General features: G+C 64.8%; 22 protein-coding genes and 3 pseudogenes. 12 read left to right on the top strand and 13 right to left on the bottom strand.

What is annotated here, in order from left to right; genetic code table 11:
- Positions 1–46 precede the first annotated feature (46 nt).
- The 5 genes from mhpD to dmpG are packed head-to-tail and all read left to right on the top strand — an operon-like array spanning position 47 to position 3,823.
- Positions 47–862, top strand: a complete 816-nt coding sequence (gene mhpD, locus AC3A6X_RS19785; RefSeq protein WP_487843790.1) for a 2-keto-4-pentenoate hydratase — start codon at positions 47–49, stop codon at positions 860–862.
- On the top strand, positions 859–1,626 hold the full coding sequence (locus tag AC3A6X_RS19780; RefSeq protein WP_487843789.1) for a 2-keto-4-pentenoate hydratase: 768 nt from the start codon (positions 859–861) through the stop codon (positions 1,624–1,626). The genes mhpD and AC3A6X_RS19780 overlap by 4 nt, the downstream gene beginning before the upstream one ends.
- A 3-nt stretch (positions 1,627–1,629) precedes the next feature.
- Positions 1,630–1,833, top strand: a complete 204-nt coding sequence (locus AC3A6X_RS19775) for a tautomerase family protein (protein ID WP_487843788.1) — start codon at positions 1,630–1,632, stop codon at positions 1,831–1,833.
- Entirely contained in the window at positions 1,830–2,789 is a 960-nt protein-coding gene (locus tag AC3A6X_RS19770; protein ID WP_487843787.1) for an acetaldehyde dehydrogenase (acetylating), read from the top strand. The genes AC3A6X_RS19775 and AC3A6X_RS19770 overlap by 4 nt, the downstream gene beginning before the upstream one ends.
- On the top strand, positions 2,786–3,823 hold the full coding sequence (dmpG, locus tag AC3A6X_RS19765; RefSeq protein ID WP_487843786.1) for a 4-hydroxy-2-oxovalerate aldolase: 1,038 nt from the start codon (positions 2,786–2,788) through the stop codon (positions 3,821–3,823). Before AC3A6X_RS19770 ends, dmpG begins: the two co-directional genes overlap by 4 nt.
- 218 nt (positions 3,824–4,041) lie before the next feature.
- On the opposite strand, the gene AC3A6X_RS19760 is transcribed toward dmpG, so the two are convergent.
- A complete protein-coding gene (locus tag AC3A6X_RS19760) occupies positions 4,042–4,254 on the bottom strand; it encodes a hypothetical protein (RefSeq protein ID WP_487844094.1) in 213 nt (70 codons plus the stop codon).
- Between AC3A6X_RS19760 and AC3A6X_RS19755 the strand changes: the two are divergent.
- Positions 4,238–4,384, top strand: a pseudogene (locus tag AC3A6X_RS19755) (IS6 family transposase); the annotation flags it as partial. The gene AC3A6X_RS19760 and the pseudogene AC3A6X_RS19755 overlap by 17 nt on opposite strands.
- 237 nt (positions 4,385–4,621) lie before the next feature.
- Here the strand turns inward: AC3A6X_RS19755 and AC3A6X_RS19750 are convergent.
- The 9 genes from AC3A6X_RS19750 to AC3A6X_RS19710 form a co-directional block, all read right to left on the bottom strand.
- Positions 4,622–5,377, bottom strand: a complete 756-nt coding sequence (locus tag AC3A6X_RS19750; protein WP_487843785.1) for an SDR family NAD(P)-dependent oxidoreductase — start codon at positions 5,375–5,377, stop codon at positions 4,622–4,624.
- Positions 5,378–5,388: 11 nt separating this feature from the next.
- Positions 5,389–6,861, bottom strand: a complete 1,473-nt coding sequence (locus AC3A6X_RS19745) for an NAD-dependent succinate-semialdehyde dehydrogenase (RefSeq protein ID WP_487843784.1) — start codon at positions 6,859–6,861, stop codon at positions 5,389–5,391.
- A 21-nt stretch (positions 6,862–6,882) separates the two neighbouring features.
- Positions 6,883–7,893 (bottom strand): PDR/VanB family oxidoreductase, encoded by a 1,011-nt coding sequence (locus tag AC3A6X_RS19740; RefSeq protein ID WP_487844077.1) that lies wholly within the window; start codon positions 7,891–7,893, stop codon positions 6,883–6,885.
- On the bottom strand, positions 7,865–8,563 hold the full coding sequence (locus AC3A6X_RS19735; RefSeq protein ID WP_487843783.1) for an ABC transporter ATP-binding protein: 699 nt from the start codon (positions 8,561–8,563) through the stop codon (positions 7,865–7,867). The genes AC3A6X_RS19740 and AC3A6X_RS19735 overlap by 29 nt, the downstream gene beginning before the upstream one ends.
- Positions 8,563–9,315 (bottom strand): ABC transporter ATP-binding protein, encoded by a 753-nt coding sequence (locus AC3A6X_RS19730; RefSeq protein ID WP_487843782.1) that lies wholly within the window; start codon positions 9,313–9,315, stop codon positions 8,563–8,565. Before AC3A6X_RS19730 ends, AC3A6X_RS19735 begins: the two co-directional genes overlap by 1 nt.
- Positions 9,312–10,265 (bottom strand): branched-chain amino acid ABC transporter permease, encoded by a 954-nt coding sequence (locus AC3A6X_RS19725; protein ID WP_487843781.1) that lies wholly within the window; start codon positions 10,263–10,265, stop codon positions 9,312–9,314. The genes AC3A6X_RS19730 and AC3A6X_RS19725 overlap by 4 nt, the downstream gene beginning before the upstream one ends.
- A gap of 85 nt (positions 10,266–10,350) precedes the next feature.
- Positions 10,351–11,220, bottom strand: a complete 870-nt coding sequence (locus AC3A6X_RS19720) for a branched-chain amino acid ABC transporter permease (protein ID WP_487843780.1) — start codon at positions 11,218–11,220, stop codon at positions 10,351–10,353.
- Positions 11,221–11,243: 23 nt separating this feature from the next.
- Complete coding sequence (locus AC3A6X_RS19715; RefSeq protein ID WP_487843779.1) at positions 11,244–12,422, bottom strand: ABC transporter substrate-binding protein; 1,179 nt, start codon at positions 12,420–12,422, stop codon at positions 11,244–11,246.
- Positions 12,423–12,472: 50 nt separating this feature from the next.
- Positions 12,473–13,525 carry an aromatic ring-hydroxylating dioxygenase subunit alpha gene (locus AC3A6X_RS19710; RefSeq protein WP_487843778.1) on the bottom strand — a complete coding sequence of 351 codons (1,053 nt, stop codon included), beginning with the start codon at positions 13,523–13,525 and terminating at the stop codon, positions 12,473–12,475.
- Between the two features lie 276 nt (positions 13,526–13,801).
- Between AC3A6X_RS19710 and AC3A6X_RS19705 the strand changes: the two genes are divergently transcribed.
- The 6 genes and pseudogenes from AC3A6X_RS19705 to AC3A6X_RS19680 form a co-directional block, all read left to right on the top strand.
- The gene (locus AC3A6X_RS19705) at positions 13,802–14,548 is read left to right on the top strand and encodes an IclR family transcriptional regulator (RefSeq protein ID WP_487843777.1); all 747 of its coding nucleotides are present in this window, start codon (positions 13,802–13,804) and stop codon (positions 14,546–14,548) included.
- A gap of 196 nt (positions 14,549–14,744) precedes the next feature.
- Positions 14,745–15,139: pseudogene (locus AC3A6X_RS19700) on the top strand (integrase catalytic domain-containing protein); the annotation flags it as partial.
- A 33-nt stretch (positions 15,140–15,172) separates the two neighbouring features.
- On the top strand, positions 15,173–15,904 hold the full coding sequence (locus AC3A6X_RS19695) for a Mu transposase C-terminal domain-containing protein (RefSeq protein WP_487844076.1): 732 nt from the start codon (positions 15,173–15,175) through the stop codon (positions 15,902–15,904).
- Between the two features lies 1 nt (position 15,905).
- Entirely contained in the window at positions 15,906–16,628 is a 723-nt protein-coding gene (locus AC3A6X_RS19690; RefSeq protein WP_487843776.1) for a TniB family NTP-binding protein, read from the top strand.
- Positions 16,625–16,813: a hypothetical protein gene (locus AC3A6X_RS19685; protein WP_487843775.1), complete on the top strand. Its 189-nt coding sequence runs from the start codon at positions 16,625–16,627 to the stop codon at positions 16,811–16,813. The genes AC3A6X_RS19690 and AC3A6X_RS19685 overlap by 4 nt, the downstream gene beginning before the upstream one ends.
- A 98-nt stretch (positions 16,814–16,911) precedes the next feature.
- Positions 16,912–17,118, top strand: a pseudogene (locus AC3A6X_RS19680) (phosphotransferase family protein); the annotation flags it as partial.
- 29 nt (positions 17,119–17,147) lie between these two features.
- On the opposite strand, the gene AC3A6X_RS19675 reads toward AC3A6X_RS19680, so the two are convergent.
- The 3 genes from AC3A6X_RS19675 to can all read right to left on the bottom strand — a co-directional run bounded on the left by AC3A6X_RS19675 (position 17,148) and on the right by can (position 21,418).
- A complete protein-coding gene (locus AC3A6X_RS19675; RefSeq protein WP_487843774.1) occupies positions 17,148–18,743 on the bottom strand; it encodes a long-chain-fatty-acid--CoA ligase in 1,596 nt (531 codons plus the stop codon).
- Positions 18,740–20,563 (bottom strand): acyclic terpene utilization AtuA family protein, encoded by a 1,824-nt coding sequence (locus AC3A6X_RS19670; RefSeq protein ID WP_487843773.1) that lies wholly within the window; start codon positions 20,561–20,563, stop codon positions 18,740–18,742. Before AC3A6X_RS19670 ends, AC3A6X_RS19675 begins: the two co-directional genes overlap by 4 nt.
- Positions 20,564–20,677: 114 nt before the next feature.
- Positions 20,678–21,418: a carbonate dehydratase gene (gene can, locus AC3A6X_RS19665; protein ID WP_487843772.1), complete on the bottom strand. Its 741-nt coding sequence runs from the start codon at positions 21,416–21,418 to the stop codon at positions 20,678–20,680.
- Between the last annotated feature and the right edge of the window lie 19 nt (positions 21,419–21,437).

Genomic DNA, 21,437 nt, shown 5'->3' with positions numbered 1-21,437 from the left:
CCCCCGAATTTCAATCTGCCCGCCGCGCGCGGGCAACGGAGAACCCATGCCTTCCCAACCAGCCGTCCTGGCTGAAGCAGCCGCAGCCCTGTGGGACGCTGCCAGGACCGGCCGCTACACGCAGCCCTTGAGAGTGAGCTATCCCGGCCTGGATGCTGCGGATGCCTACGCCATCCAGCGGACGAACACCGAGCGCAGGCTGGCCGGCGGCCGCCGCGTGGTCGGACGCAAGATCGGCCTGACGGCACGCGCCGTGCAGGTGCAGCTCGGCGTCGATCAGCCGGATTTCGGCGTCCTCTTCGACGACATGAGCTTCGGCGACGCCGAACCGATCCCCATGCAGCAGCTCGATCAGCCGAAGGTCGAGGCGGAGATTGCGTTCGTTCTCGGCCGCGACCTCGACATGGCAAACCCCGGACACGCAGACGTGGTCAAGGCCGTGGACCACGTCCTTCCCGCGATCGAGGTCGTCGGCAGCCGCATCGCGGGCTGGGACATCCGCTTCGTCGACACGGTGGCGGACAACGCATCGTCCGGTGCCTTCGTCCTGGGTGGAAGCCCGCGGCTTCTCAGGGACGTGGACCTTCGGCTGTGCGGCATGGTCATGAGCCGCCGGGGCGAGCCGGTGTCGGTCGGTGCAGGTGCGGCATGCCTGGGCCACCCGGTCAATGCGGTGGTCTGGCTGGCCCGCACCATGGCCGCGCTCGGCCAGCCCTTGCGGGCCGGCGACCTGGTGCTGTCGGGCGCACTCGGCCCGATGGTGCCGGTCGCGGCCGGCGATGTGTTCGAAGCTCGCATCAACGGCCTCGGGAACGTCAAGGCCGTGTTCGAAGCCGCTGCCGCTGCCAAGGAATCGACATGAGCCAAACCCTCGAACTCGCACACCTGCTGGACGACGCGGCCCGCCATGCCAAGGCAGTGCCGCAGATCGACCCCCATGGCGACCTCTCGTTGGCCGATGCCTACGCGATCCAGTCCGCGTCGATCCAGCGGCGCCTGGCGCGCGGCGAGCGCCGCGTCGGCGTGAAGATGGGCTTCACCAGCCGCGCCAAGATGGTCCAGATGGGCATCGACGACGTCATATGGGGACGCCTGTCGAGCGGCATGCAGGTGGAGGAGGGTGCGCCCTTGAAGTTCGCGCGCTTCGTGCATCCGCGCGTCGAACCGGAACTGGCCTTCGTGCTGAAGAAGCCATTGGCCGGCGACGCCACGCTGGTCGAGGCGCTCGCCGCGGTCGAGGCCGTGGCGCCGGCGCTCGAGATCATCGACTCCCGTTACCAGGACTTCAAGTTCAGCCTGCCCGACGTGATCGCCGACAACGCCTCGTCGAGCGGCTTCGTGATCGGCACGTGGAGCGACCCGCAGCAGGATTTCGGCAACCTGGGCTTGACGCTGAGCATCGACGGCCGCGTGGTGCAGGTCGGCTCCACCGCCGCCATCCTCGGCCATCCGCTGCGCTCGCTGGTCGCCGCCGCGCGCCTGTCGGCGGCGGCGGGCGAGCCGCTGCAGGCCGGCTGGGTGGTGATGGCGGGCGGTGCCACGCCGGCCGAATGGATCAAGCCGGGCCAGTACGTCTCGATCGAGATGGAGCGCCTCGGAACCGCAGGCTTCCACGTCGAGGAGTGAACCATGCCCATCGCCCTGATCAAGATCATCGAGGGGCGCAGCCCCGACAAGAAGCGCCGGCTGATAGAGAGTGTTTCGCGTGCCATGGCGGACAGCCTCGAATTGCCGGTCGACGCAGTGCGGGTCCTGCTCCACGAATACCCGGCAGGCCATTGGGGACGCGGGGGACAACTCGTGTCCGATATTCGAGAGAAGGAAGCAACGTGACGAACAAACTGAAGGTCGCGATCATCGGTCCGGGCAACATCGGCACCGACTTGATGATCAAGGTCATGCGCAACGGCAAGCACCTCGAGATGGGTGCAATGGTGGGCGTCGACCCGAGCTCCGACGGCCTGGCCCGCGCCGAGCGCTTCGGCATCGCCACCACGGCGGAAGGCATCGAAGGGCTGGTGAAGCTGGGCGTGTTCCGCGACATCGACATCGTGTTCGATGCCACCTCGGCCGCTGCCCACAGGCACCATGACGAGGTGCTGCAGGCCCATGGCGTGCAGGTCATCGACCTGACGCCTGCTGCGATCGGCCCCTATGTGATCCCGGCGATCAACCTCGATGCGGAGGACGCCGGCAACATGAACATGGTGACGTGCGGGGGACAGGCGACCATCCCGATGGTGGCTGCCGTCTCGCGCGTCGCCAAGGTGCACTACGCCGAAATCGTGGCATCGATCTCGAGCCGAAGCGCCGGCCCCGGCACGCGCGCCAACATCGACGAGTTCACCGAAACGACCCGGGCCGCGATCGAGAAGCTCGGCGGGGCGGAGTGCGGCAAGGCGATCATCGTGCTGAATCCGGCGGAGCCGCCGCTGATCATGCGCGACACGGTTTTCGTCCTGTCCGAGGCGGCCGATCAGGCGGCGGTGGAAGACAGCATCGCGCGGATGGTGGCGAGCGTGCAAGCTTATGTGCCCGGCTACCGCCTGAAGCAGCGCGTCCAGTTCGACCCGATGCCGGCCGACCGGCCGCTCAACATTCCCGGGCTCGGCTTGCGGCACGGCCTCAAGACCTCGGTCTACCTCGAGGTCGAGGGCGCGGCGCACTACCTGCCCGCCTATGCCGGCAACCTCGACATCATGACCTCGGCCGCGCTCGCATGCGCGGAGCTGATGGCGCAGCGGCGCATCGACAGCGGCATCGCCCGCGGCCTGAAGGAGCTTGCATGACGCCGGCCCATAAGCTCTACATCAGCGACGTGACCCTGCGCGACGGCAGCCATGCCGTTCGCCACCAGTACGGCATCGCGCAGGTCAAGGCGATCGCCGCGGCACTGGACGCCGCCGGCGTCGACAGCATCGAGGTCGCGCACGGCGACGGACTGGAAGGCTCCAGCTTCAACTACGGCTTCGGCGCGCACACCGACGTCGAGTGGATTGCCGCGGTGGCCGAGACGGTCAGGACCGCCAAGGTCGCCACCCTATTGCTGCCCGGCATCGGCACCACGCACGACCTGCGCAATGCCTACGACGCAGGTGCGCGCATCGTGCGCGTCGCCACCCACTGCACCGAGGCCGATGTGTCTCGCCAGCACCTGGGATATGCGCGCGAGCTTGGCATGGATCCGGTGGGCTTCCTGATGATGAGCCACATGACCACGCCGAGGAAGCTGGCCGAGCAGGCGCTGCTGATGGAAAGCTACGGCGCGAGCTGCGTCTACGTCGTCGATTCCGGCGGCGCGCTCGGTATGGACGACGTGCGGGACCGGTTCCGGGCGTTCAAGGACGTGCTGAGCGCCGACACGCAAACCGGCATCCACGCGCACCACAACCTGAGCCTTGGTGTGGCGAACTCGATCGTGGCGGTGGAAGAGGGCTGCGACCGCGTCGATGCCAGCCTGGCCGGCATGGGCGCCGGGGCCGGCAATGCGCCGCTCGAGGTGTTCATCGCGGCGGCCGAGCGCCAGGGCTGGCGTCACGGCACCGATCTCTACCGGCTGATGGACGCGGCCGACGACCTGGTGCGCCCGCTGCAGGACAGGCCGGTGCGCGTCGACCGCGAGACGCTGGCGCTCGGCTATGCGGGCGTCTATTCGAGCTTCCTGCGCCACGCCGAGGCGGCCGCGAAGAAGTACGGCCTGAAGACCGTGGACATCCTCGTCGAACTGGGCGCACGCAAGATGGTGGGCGGCCAGGAGGACATGATCGTTGATGTGGCACTCGATCTGCTGCGCCTGTCCGAGCGCGACCGTGCGCACTCCTGACTCGCGCTGAACGAAGCTGCATGACCGGGCCACTCGAGAGACGTGATGGCGTTTGGCATCTGCAGTTGACGCCTTCTCCTGAGGTGCACCAGGAACGACGCGCAGGCCCATCACCTGTCTGTAAGAGTGATGGACCCATCTGGACACCGGACGTCCATCTTGCCAAACTGCCCCGCATGGCACTTCACCCGGGCAGCCGTCCCATACGGCGATCGGGCCTACTTCTTCGCCGCATCCATCCAGACGTCGGCCACCACGCCGTCGGCCGTCAGCGAATGGTCGTGCACGCGCTGGTTGGCGATGGTGAGCACCGGCTGGTAGAGGTTCAGGTCGGCCACGTCGCGCGCCACCGTGTCCTGGAATTGCTTGAGGAGCTTCAGGCGCCTTCTCGTGTTGTTCTCGACGGTGGCGTGGCCAATGCTGGGATTCAAGTCTTTCAACTGCGCACGCGTTCTCATTGCCGGCATCGAGACCGTGCACATGATCAAGAAGGGGCAGCTCCACTGCCCTGAAGGCACAGCGTCCTCCGCAGCGTCGAAGTTCTACTCGCTCGCATTTTGAGTGGCACGCTGCGGCCTGGCTTTACTGGGCGCCACGGCGTTACCGCGACAGAACCCTCAAGGTCATTGGACGTATTGAGCTCCAGCGAGGTAGAGAGCTCCCAGGTCTTCGAGACATGCGATTCCACCGGTACTAGCTCGAACTCTGAGCAAACTAGCGACAGCTATGAACTTCAACAGCACGCGCGACAAAATCTTCGACGCCAGAAGGGCGGCAGACGATGCAGCATATCGGCAATCAGTTGAAATGCGAGCCGCCATCCACGAGAAGCGTCTGACCGGTGATGAACTCCGAGCCTGCGGACATGAAGAAGCCGACGGCGCCCACCACGTCTTCTGCGACCTGGTCGCGTGCCAGGGAGCGCGCATTGCGCGAGATCTCGCGCAGCTTCTCGAGCTGCACCGGATTGTGCATCACCCCGTCGCTCAGCGTGAAACCGGGCGCGACCCCGTTGACAAGGATGTTAGCCGGACCGAGCTCCTTGGCGAGGGAACGTGTCATGCCCAGTACGGCGCCCTTGCTCGCCACGTAGTGAAGCATGAAGGGAATACCCTTGAAGGGCACGCCCGAAATGATGTTGACGATGCGACCGCTGCCTGCGGCGCGCATGTGCGGTGCCACTGCCTGGCAGCAGCGCGCCAAGCCGAACACATTCACTTCAAACAGCTTGCGCCATTCGTCCAGATCGATCTGTTCGAACGGACGCGGCACGATGGTCGAGTAGATGCCAGCGTTGTTGACCAGCCCCTCGAGCCCGCCCAACTGCGCAATGCAGTCCGCCACCATTGCATCGACCTGCGCCGCACTGGTGACATCGGCGGCTATGGCAATGCCGCGCCCTCCGGCAGCCTGTATCGCCTCGATCGTGTCAACGGGCGCCCGGATGTCCGCTGCGGCTACCGATGCCCCGCGCGCTGCGAGCGACAGAGCGATCGCGCGGCCGATGCCGCTGGCCGCGCCAGTGACGATGATTCTTCTGTTGTTCAGGTCCATGTAATCTCCGTTCAGGCAAACGCCTGGCAAATGAATTTGGTTTCCATGAAGTCGGTGATGCCCTGGCGCGCGCCTTCGCGTCCGATGCCGGATTCCTTGAACCCGCCGAATGGCGCCACCTCGGTCGCAATCGCGCCAGTGTTCACGCCCACAATGCCCGTCTGCAGCCTGCGCGTAATACGATGGATCCGGTCGGCGCTCCGACTGAAGACGTAGGAAGCCAGCCCGAAGCTCGTCGCGTTGGCCGTCTGCAGCAGATCGGCCTCGTCGCGCCAGCTCGCAATGCCGACCACGGGCCCGAAAGTCTCCTCCTGGAACATCAACATCTCGGGGGTGACGGCCGTGAGCAGCGTCGGCGCGTAGAAGCTGCCCGGAGCATCCAGGGGCCGACCGCCGACATGCAACTGTGCGCCCTTTGCGAGTGCGTCCGCGACATGGGCCTTCACCTTGCGGACTCCCGCATCGCTGATGAGCGGGCCGAGGTGCATGCCGGGTTCCCGGCCATCGCCTTGCCGCAGGATCTGCATCGCCGCCGTCAGCTGCCGGACGAAGGCCTCGTGTACATCCACATGCACGAAGAACCGGTTCGGCGCGATGCAGGTCTGCCCTGCGTTGCGGAACTTGGCGAACACGGCGCTTTCCACCGCGATGTCGAGATCCGCGTCTTCGCAAACGATGAAAGGCGAGTTTCCGCCCAGTTCGAGCGACAGGCGTTTCATCGTCCCGGCGCAGGCCGCCGCAAGCTTCTTGCCCACTGCAGTGGAGCCGGTGAAGCTCAGCTTGCCGACCGCAGGATGCGTCGTCATCACCTCGCCCACCGACTGGCTGCCGGCCCGGTCCGACGGCACGATGTTGAAAACGCCGGGCGGAATGCCGGCGCGCAGTGCAAGCTCGCCCAGCGCCAGCGCAGTGAGCGGCGTGTCTTCCGCTGGCTTGAGCACCATCGTGCAGCCGGCCGCCAGCGCTGGCGCCGCCTTGCGAGTCACCATTGCGCATGGAAGATTCCAGGGCGTGATGCCGGCCGCGACACCGATGGGTTCCTGTACGGTCGTGAAGGTCACGTCGCGGCGCGCGCCGGGAATGACCTCGCCATAGGTACGCTTTGCCTCCTCGGCAAACCACTCGACGAAGGATGCGGCAAAGACTACCTCATTGCGCGCATCCTGCAACGGCTTGCCTTGCTCGGCAGTCAGAATGGCAGCCAGGTCCTCTACGTTCTCGACGATCAACGCGGCCCACTGCCTCAATGGTCCCGCGCGTTCCTTCGCTGTTCGCGCGGCCCATTCCGGAAAAGCCCGGTCGGCAGCCACCACTGCCTGCTCCGTTTCGCGCATGCCGCATCGCGCGACACGCGCCAGGCGACCACCCGTGGCGGGATCGTTGACGTCGAAGGTGATGCCTCCCTCAGACGCAAGCCATTCGCCATCGATGAGTGCGCGATCGCGCAAGAGGCGATCGTCGCGGAGTTCGATTTTTACTTCCATGGTTTTTCCCGTTCCTTTGCTTCAGAGATCCAGCACCAGCTCGCCGCTGCGCACGCGAGAGACGCAGATGCACATCTGGCGGCCTGTCGTCCGGTCGGCGTCGCTCAGAACGTAGTCCCGGTGGTCGATGTCGCCACTCACGACGGTCGTGGCACACAGGCCGCATTCGCCGCGTTTGCAGTCGTAGAGAGGCTGAACGTCTTCGCGCAAGAGCGCATCTAGCACGGACTCTTTCGCGCCCACTGCGACGCAGCGCCCGCTCGCCTGGAGGCGCACCTTGAATCCGCCATCGCCGGCGGCCGGCGTGGCGGCACTGAAGAACTCATGATGCACGCGGTCGCGCGGCCAGCCGGCCGTCGCCGCAGCAGCGATCACCGCTTCGTTGAGTCCACGCGGCCCGCACACATAGACATGGCTGCCGGCCGGAGCGGCCGAGATGAGGCCGCCTACGTCCAGACCCCGGCCCGGGTCGCCGCCATCCAGATGCAGGTGCAATCGCGCCCCGGCCAGACGCGCGAGTTCCGGGACGAAGGCGGCGTCGTCCAGCGCGCGTGCACAGTAGTGCAGCGCCCATTCCTCGCCCGTGGCGCGCAGGGCATGGGCCATCGCCAGCAGAGGTGTGATGCCAATGCCACCTGCGACGAGCACATGATGCCCACCGCCGGCGAGCGGTGATGCGGCTAGCGGGAATTGGTTCTTCGGCACACTGAAGCGCACCCGTGTGCCGGGTAGCCAGGTGCGGTGGACCGCGATTGAGCCGCCACGGCCGGAATCTTCGCGCAGCACACCGAGTCGCCAGTTCTCGTGCGCGCCAGGTTCACAGCACAGCGAGTACGAGCGCTGCAGCGGCTGGCCGTCATTGCCGGCAACGGTCACATCCACATGCGCGCCGGCCTCGAAGACGGGCAGCGGCCCCCCATCGGGACGGCGGAACACGAAGCTGCGCACCCGTGCGGTTTCGTTGCATGCGCTCGCGACGACGAGGTCTATGGTTTCCATGGCTTCAGACACCCAGGTATCGATGCTGCGCATCAAGATCGGCCGTCAGTTCGGCGGAACTTCCGGTCCAGACGACGCGCCCCTTTTCGAGCACGTAGTGACGGTCGGCGACTTCCAGCAGATTGCGGAGGTTCTTATCGATGACCAGAATCGACTGGCCCATCGACTTGAGCTGACGCAGGCACTGCCAGATTTCCAACCGGATAAGGGGCGCCAGCCCCTCCGTGGCTTCGTCGAGGATCAGCACCTGTGGATTGGTGAGGAGCGCGCGCGCGATGGCGACCATCTGCTGTTCGCCTCCGGAGAGCCGGTTGCCATAGTTGCCCAGTCGCTCGCCCAACCGGGGAAACAACTCGACCACCGTCTTCAACGTCCACGGGTTCTCGGCTGCGCGCCGGTTGCCTGCAGTCGCGAGCAGGTTCTCTTTGACCGTGAGGTTGGGAAAAATGCGGCGTCCTTCGGGCACCAGTCCGATGCCGGCACGGGCGATCCTGAATGGTTTCAGATCATCGATGCGCCTGCCGCGCAGGCTGACCTCGCCACGCGATTTCATCAGGCCGAGGGTGGACATGACGGTGGTCGTCTTGCCCATGCCATTGCGTCCGAGCAGTGCGACCACTTCGCCCTCGGCGATGTCCAGATCGACGCCGAAGAGCACCTCGCTCAGTCCATACGACGCGTGCAGGTTGCGGATCGTAAGCATCAGGCCTCCTCGCCCAAGTAGGCAGCACGCACCTGCGGATTCGCGCGGATGTCATCCGGTGTTCCGGTTGCTTCGCAATGGCCGTAGACCAGCACGCTGATGCGGTCGGCCAGGGCGAACACGGCATCCATGTCGTGTTCGACGAGCAGGATCGTGTAGTGCCGACGGAGCTCGCGCAACAGGTTCACCATGCGCCGGCTGTCGTCGATCCCCATGCCAGCCATGGGTTCGTCCAGCAGCAGCAGACGCGGTCCGGTGGCCAGCGTCACGGCCAGTTCAAGCTGGCGCTGCTCCCCGTGGGACAGCGTTTCGGCCAGCCGGTTCGCCTTGTGCGAGAGGTCCACGCGATCCAGCAGTTCAATGGCAGGATCGCGCAAGGTTGCAACGTCGCGCGCGCGCTCCCAGAAGCGGAAGGCATGGCCTTCATTGCGCGCTTGCAGCGCGATGATCACGTTTTCCAGCAGCGACAGCGCCGGCCACAGCGAGGTGATCTGAAACGAGCGCGCGATGCCCCGACGCACGCGTTGAACGCAGTCGAGTCGCGTCACATCTTCGCCGTCAAACACGATGCGACCCTGAGTGGGTTCGAGCATGCCGGAGAGCTGCGCAATGAAGGTCGTTTTTCCCGCGCCGTTGGGGCCAATGAGCGCGTGCAGTTCACCCTCCCGGACCTCCAGGTCGAGATCGTCGGTGGCCTTGATTCCGCCAAAAGTCTTGACCAGGCCTTGCACCTGCAGCAGCGGGCGATTCATCGCACTCCTCCACGCCATCCCGCCGGCAGCAATCCGGCGAGGCCGCCCTTGCCGAACAGCACGATCACGATCACCAGCGGCCCCATAACCAGTTGCCAGTGTTCGGTGACGTGGCCCAGGGCGAATTCGGCGAACAGGTAGAAGAAGGCGCCGAAGATTGGACCGTACAGCGTTGCCATTCCGCCCAGCACCACCATCACGATCAGCTCGCCAGAGCGGGACCACGACATGTCCGCCGGGCTGACGAAGGCCTGGCTGCTGGCGAGCAGCACGCCAGCCAGGCCCGCGATGGCGCCGGCGATCACGAACGCCGCAAGGCGATAGCGATACGGCGGGAAGCCGACGGCCGACAGGCGCGTCGCATTGGAGCGGCTCGCGCGAAGGACCAGTCCAAACCGCGAGTCGACGATGCGGCGGCACAGCAAATAGACCGCCAGCAGCGCAACCAGCACCACCCAGTACAGCTGTTGCCGGTTGCCGGTATCGATCGGTCCCAGCATCGGAACAGTTTCAAGCGTCAGGCCATCGATGCCGCCGTAGGCAGGCGCTGACGCGGCGACGAAGTACAACATCTGCGCGAACGCGAGCGTGATCATGATGAAGTACAGGCCGCTGGTGCGAAGTGCGATGGCGCCGAACACGAGGGCCAGCAGCGCCGAAACCGCGATCGCGAGCGGCCAGACCACAAAGGCATTGGTGCTGCCCGGAAGAGAGAACCCGGCAATCATCAACGGTTCGCCGGAAGAAGCATGGGAGGCCGCGATGCCAACGACATAAGCGGCGGAACCGACGAACATCGCATGGCCAAAGCACACCATGCCGCCGAACCCGAGTACCAGGTCCAAGCTGATCGCCATGATCGCGAAGATCATCATTCGCGTGACGACGCGCACGTAGAAGGTGTCGCCCGCAATGGCCGCGATGAAGGGGACCGCGGCGAGCAAGGCCACGCAGACTAGCACTGCGACGAGACCTGATCTGCGCGGGCGTGGGTCGCCTGCTGGAGCCGCCGAGGTCGCCGAGGAGAGGAGTGTGTCAGCCATGGGCAGGGAACAGCCCGCGGGGGCGCCAGAAAAGGATCATCGCCATGGGGACGTAGATCAGGATGTTGCCGAAGCCGGCGGGAAGCGTGACGCGGCCCACCGTATCGATGACGCCGACCAGAAGTGAAGCGAGCAACGCGCCGTGCACGGAGCCGATCCCTCCAATCACGATCACGACCAACGTGAGGATCAGGATGTGGTCGCCCATGCCGGTCTGCACGGTGTAGATCGGGGCGGCCAGGATGCCCGCCAGCGCCGCCAGCGCGGCGCCAGCTGCGAAGACCAGCGCGTACAAGAACTGGATGTTGACGCCCAGTCCGACGATCATCATGCGGTCGGACGCGCCGGCGCGGATCAGCATGCCGAGCCGCGTGCGCGTGATCACCAGGTGCAGACCGATGGCGACGATGGCACTCACCACGATGATGGTCAGCCGGTAAGTCGGGTACGCGATGCCCGCAAGGTCGACCGAGCCGTCCAGTATCTTTGGCACATCCATGCGCAGCGGCGCCGAACCCCAGATCACGCGAGCCAGTTCGTTGAGGAACAGGATGATCCCGAAAGTGCACAGCACCTGGTCGAGGTGATCGCGCTTGTAGAGCGGCTGGGCGATCAGCACTTCGATCACCAGGCCCACCAACGCCGTGCCCAATATGCCCGCGCCGACCGCCAGCAGGTGGTTGCCCGTCAGCATCTGGACAGTCACCGCCAGGAAGGCGCCGATCATGTAAAGCGTGCCGTGCGCCAGATTGATGAAGTTCATGATGCCCACGACCAGCGTGAGGCCGGAGGCCATCAGGAACAGCATCATCCCCAACTGCAGGCCGTTGAGCAGTTGCTCGAGGAAGAGGGTCAAGGCCACGGCAGTTCTTTCCGCGTTGCCGCTCAGAGCGCTGCCATCTTGCATTCGCCAAAGTAGTTATCTTTGGCGTTGCTGAGGATGGTCTTGCGGGTGACTTGTGCCACGTTGCCGTCCGCGCGCTTCACGGTCTCCAGCAAATAGAAATCGCCGATCGGAAAGTTGTTGGTGTTGAACGAAAACGCGCCGCGCACCGACTCGAACTTCGCAGCGCGAAGCGCACCTGCAAAAGCCTTCTTGTCGGTCAGCTGACCGCCCGATAGCTTCAGCGCCGCACCAATGAGGCGGGCCGAGTCATAAGATTGCGCAGCGTAGTTCGACGGAAGGTAGCCATACTTCTTCTGGAACGCGGCCACGAACTTTTGGTTGGCTGGCAGCTTGAGGTCGGCGTTCCACAGGTTGCTCTGGAAAGTACCCACCGCGGCCTCGCCCACCGCTGGCAGCGTGATCGCATCGATCGTGAAGGCCGAGTACATCGGAATTTCACCCACCAGCCTGGCCTGCGCATACTGCTTGGTGAAATTCACCCCCATGCCGCCAGACAGGAAAACGTAAATGGCATCCGGTTTGGCGGCCCGGATCTGGGAGATTTCGGCCGCGAAATCCAGCTGGTTCATCCCGGGATAGGACTCCCCGACGACTTCGCCCTTGTATGCAGACTTGAAGCCGCGCAGGGCGTCCTTGCCGGCGTTGTAGTTCGGTGCGACAAGGTAGACCTTCTTCACGCCCGTGGCTTGGAGATGCGCGCCCATGGCCTCGTGCGGCTGGTCGTTCTGCCAGGCGGTGGCGTAGAACCAGGGCGAGCATTGCTTGCCGGCGAGTTGCGATGGCCCGGCGTTGGGACTGATGAAGAACACCTTGTTCTCCACCGAGGGCTTCAACGCGGCCATCGCCACATTGGAGAAGATCACGCCTGTGAGGATCTGGATCTTGTCGCGCTCAGCCAGCTTGGTGGCGAGCTGCACTGCGACGTCGGGGCGCAACTGGTCGTCCTCCACGATCACTTTCGTCGCGAACCCTCCTAGCTTGCCGCCTTCTTCGTCGACCGCGAGATTGAAGCCGTCGCGCACATGCTGTCCCAGCGGCGCGAGCGGGCCTGTGAGGGTTGTGAGAAGGCCGATGCGCACCTCCTGCGCCGGGGCGGCGATGCTTGCGAGCAGGGCGGCAGCGGCAGCGCCGGCCTTGATCAACGATGCGAGTGTCATATGTCTCCTTCTTTGTTACCGTGGGGTTGGGCCTCTGGCGTCGAGCCGGCCTATGCGCTCGGCGCCCTGGCCGGCTGCCGCGCCTGGGTCGCAAGGGAAGAACTTTCCGCGCGGATCAGGCGGTCGAGGACCCGGCGAGCGGCGATCGAACCGGCGTCTGCGCGCACGCCGATCTCCTGGCGATCCGGGCGATCGGTCTGGATCATCAGCTGCTGCTGTTCGAGTATCTCGACGTCCTCCATGAAGGTCGCATAGATGGACTTGTGAATCAGCTCGGTGAGCGCCTCGTCGTCCTGCGCGAAGCACCGCGTGATCGTCCAGTAGTAACGGCAGCTCTTGTCGTCCACCGGCGTGATCGAATTGATCGAGAACCAGCGCAGTGCCTTGTCCAGGTCTTCGCTTCCGGCCGGGTAGCCGCGCGCGTCAATGGAAACATTGGCCGGTACCTGGAAGCGGATCGTCTGCCAGCGATCAATGTTCTCGTCGGTGCCGCGCACCTTGGCAAACAGCGGCGGCGGCGGCGTGTCTCGCATGATGCGCTGCACATGCACCTCGCTGCCCTCGGTGCGATGTGTCATCGGCCATTCGACGATGGCGTTGTTGCCGATCGTCTGGGCGTGGACGTAGGTTTCATGCGTCAGGTCCAGCAGGTTGTCGGTCAGAAGCTGGTAGTTCGCCTTGACGTCGATCGTGCCGCCAGTCGAGACCCAGCCCGGCTCGTCGTTCCAACGGAAATCCGGAATCAACGCTTCGTCGGCCGCCGCAGGGTCGCCCAGCCAAACCCACACCCATTGCCATTTCTCAACAACCGGGAACGCACGGGTACGCATGGACGGCGGGATGGTCGACTGGCCGGGAATGCGCACACATGCACCGGAGCAGTCGAGCTGAACGCCGTGGTAGCCGCACTGCACCGTATCGCCGATCAGCTTGCCCATGGAAAGCGCCGCTCGGCGATGAGGGCATCGGTCCTCGAGTGCCGCGACCTCGCCCGCTTCCTTGCGAAACAAGACGACCGGCTCGCCTGCAATCCAGCGTTGGGTCAAGTTGCGGCTGATCTCGTGCGACCAGGCGGCGATGTACCAGGCATTTTTCAGGAACATAACGATCAAACCTCAATTTTATGAATAGCGTAACTCAGTTACGAAAGTGGCTTGAGGCGGATTGTGTTCAGTAAAAACCTGGATGCACCCCGGTGGAAACCCTATGCTGACGATGCCAAAAGGGCTGTCCGCAGTCGCGGAGACCCTCGTGTAAGCTCGCTCGCGATGACGAAATCGAAGAAATCAGGGCCCGCGCCAGGGACAGAGGTCGCAGCAGGGGATGCCGTCAAGGTGGCAGGCAGGCGCGGGCAAAAGGTCCAGTCGGCCGAAACCGGCATGACGGTGCTGAAGGCCCTGGGTCAGCTTGGAGGCGGTGCCACCATCAGCGCGCTCGCCGCGCATGTGCAGGAACATCCCGCCAAGGTGCACCGTTATTTGTCAAGCCTCATCAGCGCAGGATTTGTTGAGCAAGACCTGGCCCGCGGGCGCTATGTGCTGGGCAGCGAGGCCATCCTCCTGGGCCTCGCCGCGCAGCGCCAGTCCGGTGCATTGCGCCTGGCGGCCGCCGAAACCGCCGAACTGGTCGAAAAGCTGAATGTGAGCTGCTTCGTGGCCGTGATGAGCAATCACGGGCCGGTAATCGTGCACTGGGATGAGCCCGTGCAAGCGATTGTCATCAATGCGCGCGTCGGCTCCATCGTTCCGGTACTCTGGTCCGCAACGGGGCTCGCATTCGCCGCCTTTCACAAGTCCGACCTGATCGACTCGCTCATCGTCCAGGAACTGGCGAGCGCGACCGACGAGCAGCGGCGGCAGTTTCCGGACCGACGCGCCGTCGACGCCATGCTCGATGGATACCGCACCCATCGATGCACTTGGGTGCGCAACTCGCTGTTGCAGGGTGTGAGTGCGGTGGCCGCGCCGATCTTCGATGCGTCAGGCCATGTACCGGCGGTCATCGTCGCCATCGGCGTTTCCGACAGCTTTGATGTGCGCCCCGAAGGGCCGAACGCCAGGACGCTGCGCGAGAGCGCGGCGCAGGTCAGCCAGCGGCTCGGCTACGTCGCGCAAGCGTTGGCTTGAGACGCTTCACCTCGACCTTTGCACGTGGCTGCGCTCCATTTGCACTGACCTGATCTGATCGCGCCGCGGCCTGTTTCAACACCGCTGCAAAGTCGGCGATAGCCGGTTTGGCCGCAGCGCCTCTGCGGGATACAACGAAGAGATCGAGGTACACAGCGGGTGTCGGTTTCCCTTCAATCTGTCGCTGTACGACCCGGTGCCGGGGAACTACAGGGTCGACCGCGCGCTCGAGGTTGTGCAAATCGACCACACCCGAGTCGATGCGATCGTTGTCGACGAGACCCACCGCCTGCCGATCGGGAGGCCCTGGTTGACCTTGGCCATCGACGTGGCCACGCGGGTCGTAACGGGTTTCTACGTGTCGCTGGAGGCGCCGTCCTCGACCTCGGTGACCCTGTGCTTGGCCCAGGGGTGCTACCCAAAGAGCCGTGGCTGCGAGTGAGAGCGATGACTTGTGCCTGGCCCGTCTGGGGGATGCCGCGTGCGGTCCACGCGGACAACGGCGCCGACTTCACGAGTACAGCTTTGCGTCGGGGATGCGATGAGCATGGCATCGCCCTGATCTTGCGGCCAGTGGCCACACCGCACTACGGCGGCCATATCGAACGCCTGATCGGCACAATCATGGGTCGGGTCCACTTGCTGCCCGGCACCACGGGCTCGAACCCGGCAGACAAGGGCGCCTACCCCGCCGAAGCCGAGTCCGCGTTGACCATGGCCGAGCTGGAGCGCTGGCTCGCCATCGAGATCTGCGAGCACTACCACCAGCGCGTTCACCGGGGCATGCGCCGCAGCCCGCTCTCGGGGTGGGAGGATGCGCTGCGCCAGGCCGGCGCTGGCCTTGGCGCGCTCCCTGACCGGCCGGAGCAGTTCGCCCTGAGCTTCTTGCCCTTTGAGCATCGCACCTTGCGTCGCGACGGCCTGCATCTGTTCAACATCCGCTACTGGGACCCGGTGCTGCCGGCGATCGTCAGGCCCGGCGAGTCGGTACTCGTGCGCTATGACCCGCGCAACCTGTCCAAGATCTATGTGGCGGGCCCTGACGCCAGCTACATCCCAGTCCCGTATGCCGATCTGACCCTGCCGCCCATTACGCTGTGGGAACAGCGCGCTGCCATGGCCAAGCTGAGGGAGCAGGGCGACAATGCGCCGGCCCAAGCCAGGATGTTCGAGGCGGTGCTCAAGCAACGTGAACTGGTCAAGCAAGCCAACGCCAAGACCAAGGCGGCACGGCGCCACGTTCAGCGCCGCCGCGACGCAATGCAGGCCACGACGGGCAACGCAAAGTCGAGAGAGGGTCCGGTGGACTACTCGCAACCCGCGAAGCCCTCGAAGGCCGAGGTCTGGGACGACTGACGTGGCGCACGACCTGGAGCATCTGCACAACGGGGTCTGGTCCTTCCTGGACGAGGCGCAGGAGCATCGCATCACCCGCTTGTACATGCCCAAGTGGGTTTCCTACGCTCGAGGCGACGAGGCGCTCGCGAGGATGGAGCATCTGCTGCGGCACCCGCCGTGTTCGCGGATGCCCAGCATGCTGCTGTATGGGGACAGCGATATCGGCAAGACGATGATCGTCGACAAGTTCGTCCGGGACCATCCGGATATCTGCAACGAACACGGCGAGGTCGAAGCAAGGAAGGTTCTTCGGCTGCAAATGCCGTCCAGGCCCAAAGACGACAAGCTGTACGCACAGATCATTCAAGGGCTAGGACATCAAGCGCCGTACTCACGCCGCGGCACAGACCTGAAGATCCTGGGCTTGCGCCTGCTGCATCGGCATCCGCCGCGACTGATGATCGTCGACGAGGTTCACCATCTGTTGGCTGGCACCGTGCGCGAACAGCGCCAGTCGCTGAACCAGCTCAAGTTCCTGAGCAACGAGTTGCGCATGCCGATCATTGCGCTGGGAACGAGCGAGGCGCTTTACGCGATGCAGGCGGACCCTCAGATCGCGTCGCGCTTTGAAGCGATGGCCCTGCCCAGATGGCGCCAGAGTGCCGGGCTGCGCGAGTTCGTGGTCGGTTCGGCCGACTCCTGCCGCTGCATCGGCCATCGCCGTTCGGCGAGAAGGAGATGATCCAGAAGCTGATGGCGTTCAGCGGTGGCCTGACCGGGAGGATCACCAGCTTGCTGGTTCAGGCGGCCGAGTTGGCGATCCGTGAGAAGACGGAATCGATCAGCCTCGCGCTGCTCGACCGGGCTGCCGCGGCAGGGATTTTCAAACTTCCGGCAGAGCAGGAGCCCGACGAAGCCGATGTGTGAACGGATCCGAAAGTCGCCGGGGCGCGACTGATGACACATTGAAAGGATCATCAGTGCCAATTGAAAGATCAGAAGTGACAGATTGAAGGGAAACCGACACCGGCCGCTCGCCTGGTGAGCACTGGGAGTTCTACATGGCCTACAACCTGTTTCGCATGGCTGCGATCCTGCACGGCATCGCTGCGCGCGCCGCAGCCGGAACCGCGGCGGCAACCGACGCCGTCGAGACGGGCCGCAAGGCCGAACCGCTGGCGGAGATCGGTTGGGATTGCGCCTTGCGCTACGGCGCGGCGAAACGAGGCTAGCGGCTGGGGCGGCCTGAGCGCGTACGCGCTCAGGCCACCGCCCGCTGCTGCCCTTTCCAGTAGGGCTCCCGCAAAACCCGCTTCAGGACCTTGCCGCTCGGATTGCGCGGCAGGGCGTCGACGAAGTCGATGCTTTTCGGGCACTTGTAGTGCGCCAGGCGTTCACGCATCCAGTCGATGATCTCCCCCTGCGTCGCCTGCATACCGGGCCGGAGCACGACGCAGGCTTTGACCGCCTCGCCCCACTTCACGTCCGGCACGCCGATGATGGCGCCGTCGAACACGGCGGGATGCTTCATCAGGAGGTTCTCGAGCTCTGCCGGATAGATGTTCTCGCCGCCCGAGATCACCATGTCCTTGATCCGGTCATTGATGTAGAGGTAGCCGTCCTCGACGTAGCCGCCGTCGCCGGTGCGTAACCATCCCCCACGCTCGTTACGGCCTTCGGGGAATGCGCGCCGGGTCGCTTCCGGGTCGCGCCAGTATTCCTTGAGATTACGCACGGATTCGTGCCACACCTCGCCGGTCTGGCCCTCGGGCATGTCCTTGCCGGAAACCGGGTCGACGATGCGCATCCGGCAGTTGCCGATGGGTTTCCCGGCGGAGCGCAGGAGCGAAGGCTTTGTCGAGGCGAGCCGATGATCTTCCTGCGAGAGGAAAGTCGCGGGGCCGGAAACTTCCGTCAGGCCATAGACCTGCAGGAAGTCGCACTTGAAGGTGTCCATGGCCTGCTGCAGGAGTGTCTCGGAAATAGGCGAGCCCCCGTAGGCGATCAACTTCAATTTGCGGTAGTCGCCTTGCGTCGCCGCGGGCGACTGCAGCATGAAGAGCAACATGGCGGGCACGAGGAAGGAATGCGTGATCCCTTGTGTACCGATGCTGTCGATGAAAACTGCCGGATCGAATTCCGAGTAGGCCGACGTCATGCCGCCAGTGTAGAGAGTCAGCAGCAACATGGTCATTCCTGCGACGTGGAAGGTCGGCAGGGGATTTCCCAACACATCGTGCGCGCCGAAGTGCCACTCGCTGCTCACCACCCGGGACGTCGAGAGCAGCCCGCGATGCGTCAGCACCACGCCCTTGGGTAGGCCCGTCGTGCCGGACGAGTACAGCTGCAACGCGGCATCGTCGGTGTCCGCCTCCACGGACCGGAAATCGTCGGCACGCGAGGAATACCAGTCCTCGAAGCCCGTTGCACCATCCAGTGCTCTTTCCGTACAAAGCACTGCGCAGCCTGCCGGCAACATGGCCGCGCCGCCGGGCAGAAAAGTCGCGGCGAAGCTTTCGTCGACCAACAGAAGCCGAGCCTGGCCGTGGCCGATCACGTACTCGGCTTCCGCGGGAGCGAGCCGCCAGTTCACTGGCATGCAAACAGCGCCCACTTTCAGCGCACCCAGCGTGAGCAGCATGCACGGAACATGATGTTTCGTGAGCAGGGCGATGCGGTCTCCAAGGCGCACGCCTTGTGCGGCCAGTGCGTTGGCGATTCGGTTCGTATCCCGTTCGAGTTCGCCGAAGGTCCACGTCCGCGTGCCCCAGCGGTATGCAGTCCGGTCGGACCGGTCATGCAGGTGTCGCTTCAGCGCGTCGAGCAAGGTGAGATCGCTTCGTCCGGGGTCGCTCATGATTTCTCCTGGGATGAGCCGGCATCGCTCCACAAGCGCGCCGCGAGCGTGGCCGGTACACGGATGGGCATGTCCAGCAGGATCTGCGCATTCCCCTTGCCGAGCGGGTCGAATCGCGCGGAGGCCGGGCCACCGCCCGCCAGGGCGTCGTACAGCAGCAGGTTCAAGGAATCGGTGCCCGGCAGGTGGAAGCGCTCCACCCGTCCTTGGACCATGTGGGCGAAGTATGTCCCTACAGCTTCCGGCGTGAGACGCGCCCACAGGAGAGGCAGCCACTCCGGCTGGCGGGCGATGACGCCGATGTTCGAGATGTTCCCCTTGTCGCCGCTGCGCGCCTGGGCGAGCAGTACCAGAGGCACTTCCAGCAACGGCTCTCCATCCGGATCGGTCCACCCGGACGGGGGCGCCAGTTGCAAGGCTTGCGTTGCGGCCCTGCTGCCCATGGACAGGTCGGGCACGGAAGTTTCTCCGCCCATGCGGACGCGTACCGCCACACGGGCCTTGTCGAGCAGGAAAGAGAAGGGCTTGATCAGCGGGGACGGCGAGGGCCGCCCGCCTGAGGGCATGGTCGTTCCCGGTGACCAGGAGGTGCCGGCAGGGGCGATCTCACGGGCGAAAATCTCCAGCGCCTTTTTCTGGGGATGGTCGACGGCCACGCGCACCATCACTTCGCGTGAAGCCTGTGTGCGCGCGTTGGCCCCGTAGAGGGATTCGCAGCCGAACAGCTCGATTTGGACGTTCGAATAGTCGGGCATGCCGGATTGCAGCAGAATCCCGCGCGTGCGTTCGACGATCGCTTCGCCTGTTCGCCTCGCCTTCGCCGCCGCGTCGATGCCGACGATCACCATCATCCCGGCGCAGCGATACCCGTCGATCTGCGTGGCGGACACCTTGTACATGGCCGTCGGTGCACGTCCCGTTGCGCCGCTGACGCGAACGCGATCTTCGCAGAGCTGCTGCACTCGGACCTCGCGAAAGTCGCAGCTCACGTCAGGCAAGAGGTAGGACCCCGGATCGCCGATCTCGTAGAGCATCTGCTCGATGACGCAGGCGCGATCGATCAACCCGCCGGTGCCTGGCGCCTTGGTCAATTCGAAGCTGCCATCGTCCGAACAGTCGATGATGGGATAGCCGATGTGCGCCCAGTCCTTGACCCGTTGCCAGTCCGTCGACACGCCGCCCGTCGCCTGGCACCCGCACTCGATGATGTGCCCCGCGAGGCTGCCTCCGGCCAGCCTGTCGTGGTCCTCGGGCTTCCAGCCGAATTCATGAATGAGCGCGCCCAAGGTGACCGCGCTGTCCACGCACCGGCCCGTGATCACGATGTCCGCCCCGGCGGCGAGCGCACGGGCGACTGGGAATGCACCAAGGTACGCGTTGGCGCTGAGCACCTGCGCCGGCAGGGCCTCGCCCGTGAACATGTCGCGCACACCCTCCTCGCGCAGGCTGCCCATCAGCCCGCTCACGTCGTCGCCCTCGACCACCGCGATGCGCGGGTTCAGGTTCATGGACGCCGCGAGCGCCTGCAGCGCATCGGCGCATCCCTGCGGGTTGATGCCGCCCGCATTGGCGATGACCTTGATGCCGCGCTTCATGACGTCCGGCAGGACCTGCCGCATCGCGATCTCGACGAAGTCGGTCGCGTAGCCCATCTCCGGCTTTTTCGATCGCGACGCGGCCAGGACGGCCATCGTGGTCTCGGCGAGGTAGTCGAAGACCAGGTAGTCGATCATCCCTGAGGCCACCAGCTGCGGCGCGCCCACCATGCTGTCGCCCCAGAAGCCCGATGCGCCTCCAATGCGCACGATCTTGTCTGCCATGTCAGGCCTCCACGAAGTAGTCGAAATCCGGGGTGATCGCGGGGTTGGCCACAATGGCTTTGCCGATGCTGCGGCCCGCTACGGTGATCAAAAGTGTCTTGTCGTGGATTGTTTTCATGGCGCAAAAGGATGTGGCGTGCATGATTCCACCGATCGGTGGACGGGGTCTTGCGCAGAATGGCTATGCAGCTCAGCAGTAGCCCGCGAAGTGCGCCACAGCTCCAGCAGTGCCTTGCGACGCCACTCGCGAAGATCGACCGTGCCTTCGACGGTCGCGCCGAGGTGGCGAAGAATGCCGTCGCCCACGCCATACACGAGCCCATGCACGGCAATCGCCTGGCCCCGGGCCCATGCTGCTTTCAGAGTCGGCAGCTGCGCCACGTGGCAAACCTGCTCGACGACGTTGAGCTCGGACAGCTTGTCCGCACGCGCATCGTCGTCGGAAAGCTTCCCCAAGCGGCGATGGTGAACCTGACGCAAGTCTTCGAGGTGCCTCAACCAGTGGTCGGCGAGGCCCACACTGCGAGCGCCAAGCACGGCTTTCACGCCGCCGCAGCCGTAATGCCCGACCACCACCACGTGGCTGACCTTCAGCTCGTCCACGGCGAACTGCACGACCGACAGACAGTTGAGGTCGGTATGCACAACAAGGTTGGCCACGTTCCGGTGCACGAAAACCTCACCGGGAGCGAGGCCGATGATCTGGTTGGCCGGGACGCGGCTGTCCGAGCAGCCGATCCAGAGATAGCGCGGCGTCTGGAGCTTCGCCAAACGCTCGAAGTAGTGCGGATCGCAGGAGACCATGCGATCGGCCCACGCACGGTTGTTGGCAAGCAGGGAAGCTATGTCGTCCATTGCCCAATGGTGCAACGGC

Source organism: Variovorax sp. Soil_C_12, assembly GCF_057657375.1.
The sequence above is the reverse complement of the archived record's forward strand: the minus strand, read 5'-3'. Positions and strand labels throughout refer to the sequence as shown.

Excerpts from the sequence above, each read along its gene's own strand:
- can (WP_487843772.1), bottom strand. The coding sequence starts at position 21,418 with ATGGACGACATAGCTTCCCTGCTTGCCAACAACCGTGCGTGGGCCGAT.
- AC3A6X_RS19675 (WP_487843774.1), bottom strand. The coding sequence starts at position 18,743 with ATGAGCGACCCCGGACGAAGCGATCTCACCTTGCTCGACGCGCTGAAG.
- AC3A6X_RS19695 (WP_487844076.1), top strand. The coding sequence starts at position 15,173 with ATGGGTCGGGTCCACTTGCTGCCCGGCACCACGGGCTCGAACCCGGCA.
- AC3A6X_RS19715 (WP_487843779.1), bottom strand. The coding sequence starts at position 12,422 with ATGACACTCGCATCGTTGATCAAGGCCGGCGCTGCCGCTGCCGCCCTG.
- AC3A6X_RS19780 (WP_487843789.1), top strand. The coding sequence starts at position 859 with ATGAGCCAAACCCTCGAACTCGCACACCTGCTGGACGACGCGGCCCGC.
- AC3A6X_RS19745 (WP_487843784.1), bottom strand. The coding sequence starts at position 6,861 with ATGGAAGTAAAAATCGAACTCCGCGACGATCGCCTCTTGCGCGATCGC.
- AC3A6X_RS19750 (WP_487843785.1), bottom strand. The coding sequence starts at position 5,377 with ATGGACCTGAACAACAGAAGAATCATCGTCACTGGCGCGGCCAGCGGC.
- AC3A6X_RS19730 (WP_487843782.1), bottom strand. The coding sequence starts at position 9,315 with ATGAATCGCCCGCTGCTGCAGGTGCAAGGCCTGGTCAAGACTTTTGGC.
- AC3A6X_RS19670 (WP_487843773.1), bottom strand. The coding sequence starts at position 20,563 with ATGGCAGACAAGATCGTGCGCATTGGAGGCGCATCGGGCTTCTGGGGC.
- AC3A6X_RS19710 (WP_487843778.1), bottom strand. The coding sequence starts at position 13,525 with ATGTTCCTGAAAAATGCCTGGTACATCGCCGCCTGGTCGCACGAGATC.
- mhpD (WP_487843790.1), top strand. The coding sequence starts at position 47 with ATGCCTTCCCAACCAGCCGTCCTGGCTGAAGCAGCCGCAGCCCTGTGG.
- AC3A6X_RS19735 (WP_487843783.1), bottom strand. The coding sequence starts at position 8,563 with ATGCTTACGATCCGCAACCTGCACGCGTCGTATGGACTGAGCGAGGTG.
- AC3A6X_RS19705 (WP_487843777.1), top strand. The coding sequence starts at position 13,802 with ATGACGGTGCTGAAGGCCCTGGGTCAGCTTGGAGGCGGTGCCACCATC.
- dmpG (WP_487843786.1), top strand. The coding sequence starts at position 2,786 with ATGACGCCGGCCCATAAGCTCTACATCAGCGACGTGACCCTGCGCGAC.
- AC3A6X_RS19775 (WP_487843788.1), top strand. The coding sequence starts at position 1,630 with ATGCCCATCGCCCTGATCAAGATCATCGAGGGGCGCAGCCCCGACAAG.
- AC3A6X_RS19685 (WP_487843775.1), top strand. The coding sequence starts at position 16,625 with ATGATCCAGAAGCTGATGGCGTTCAGCGGTGGCCTGACCGGGAGGATC.
- AC3A6X_RS19740 (WP_487844077.1), bottom strand. The coding sequence starts at position 7,893 with ATGCGCAGCATCGATACCTGGGTGTCTGAAGCCATGGAAACCATAGAC.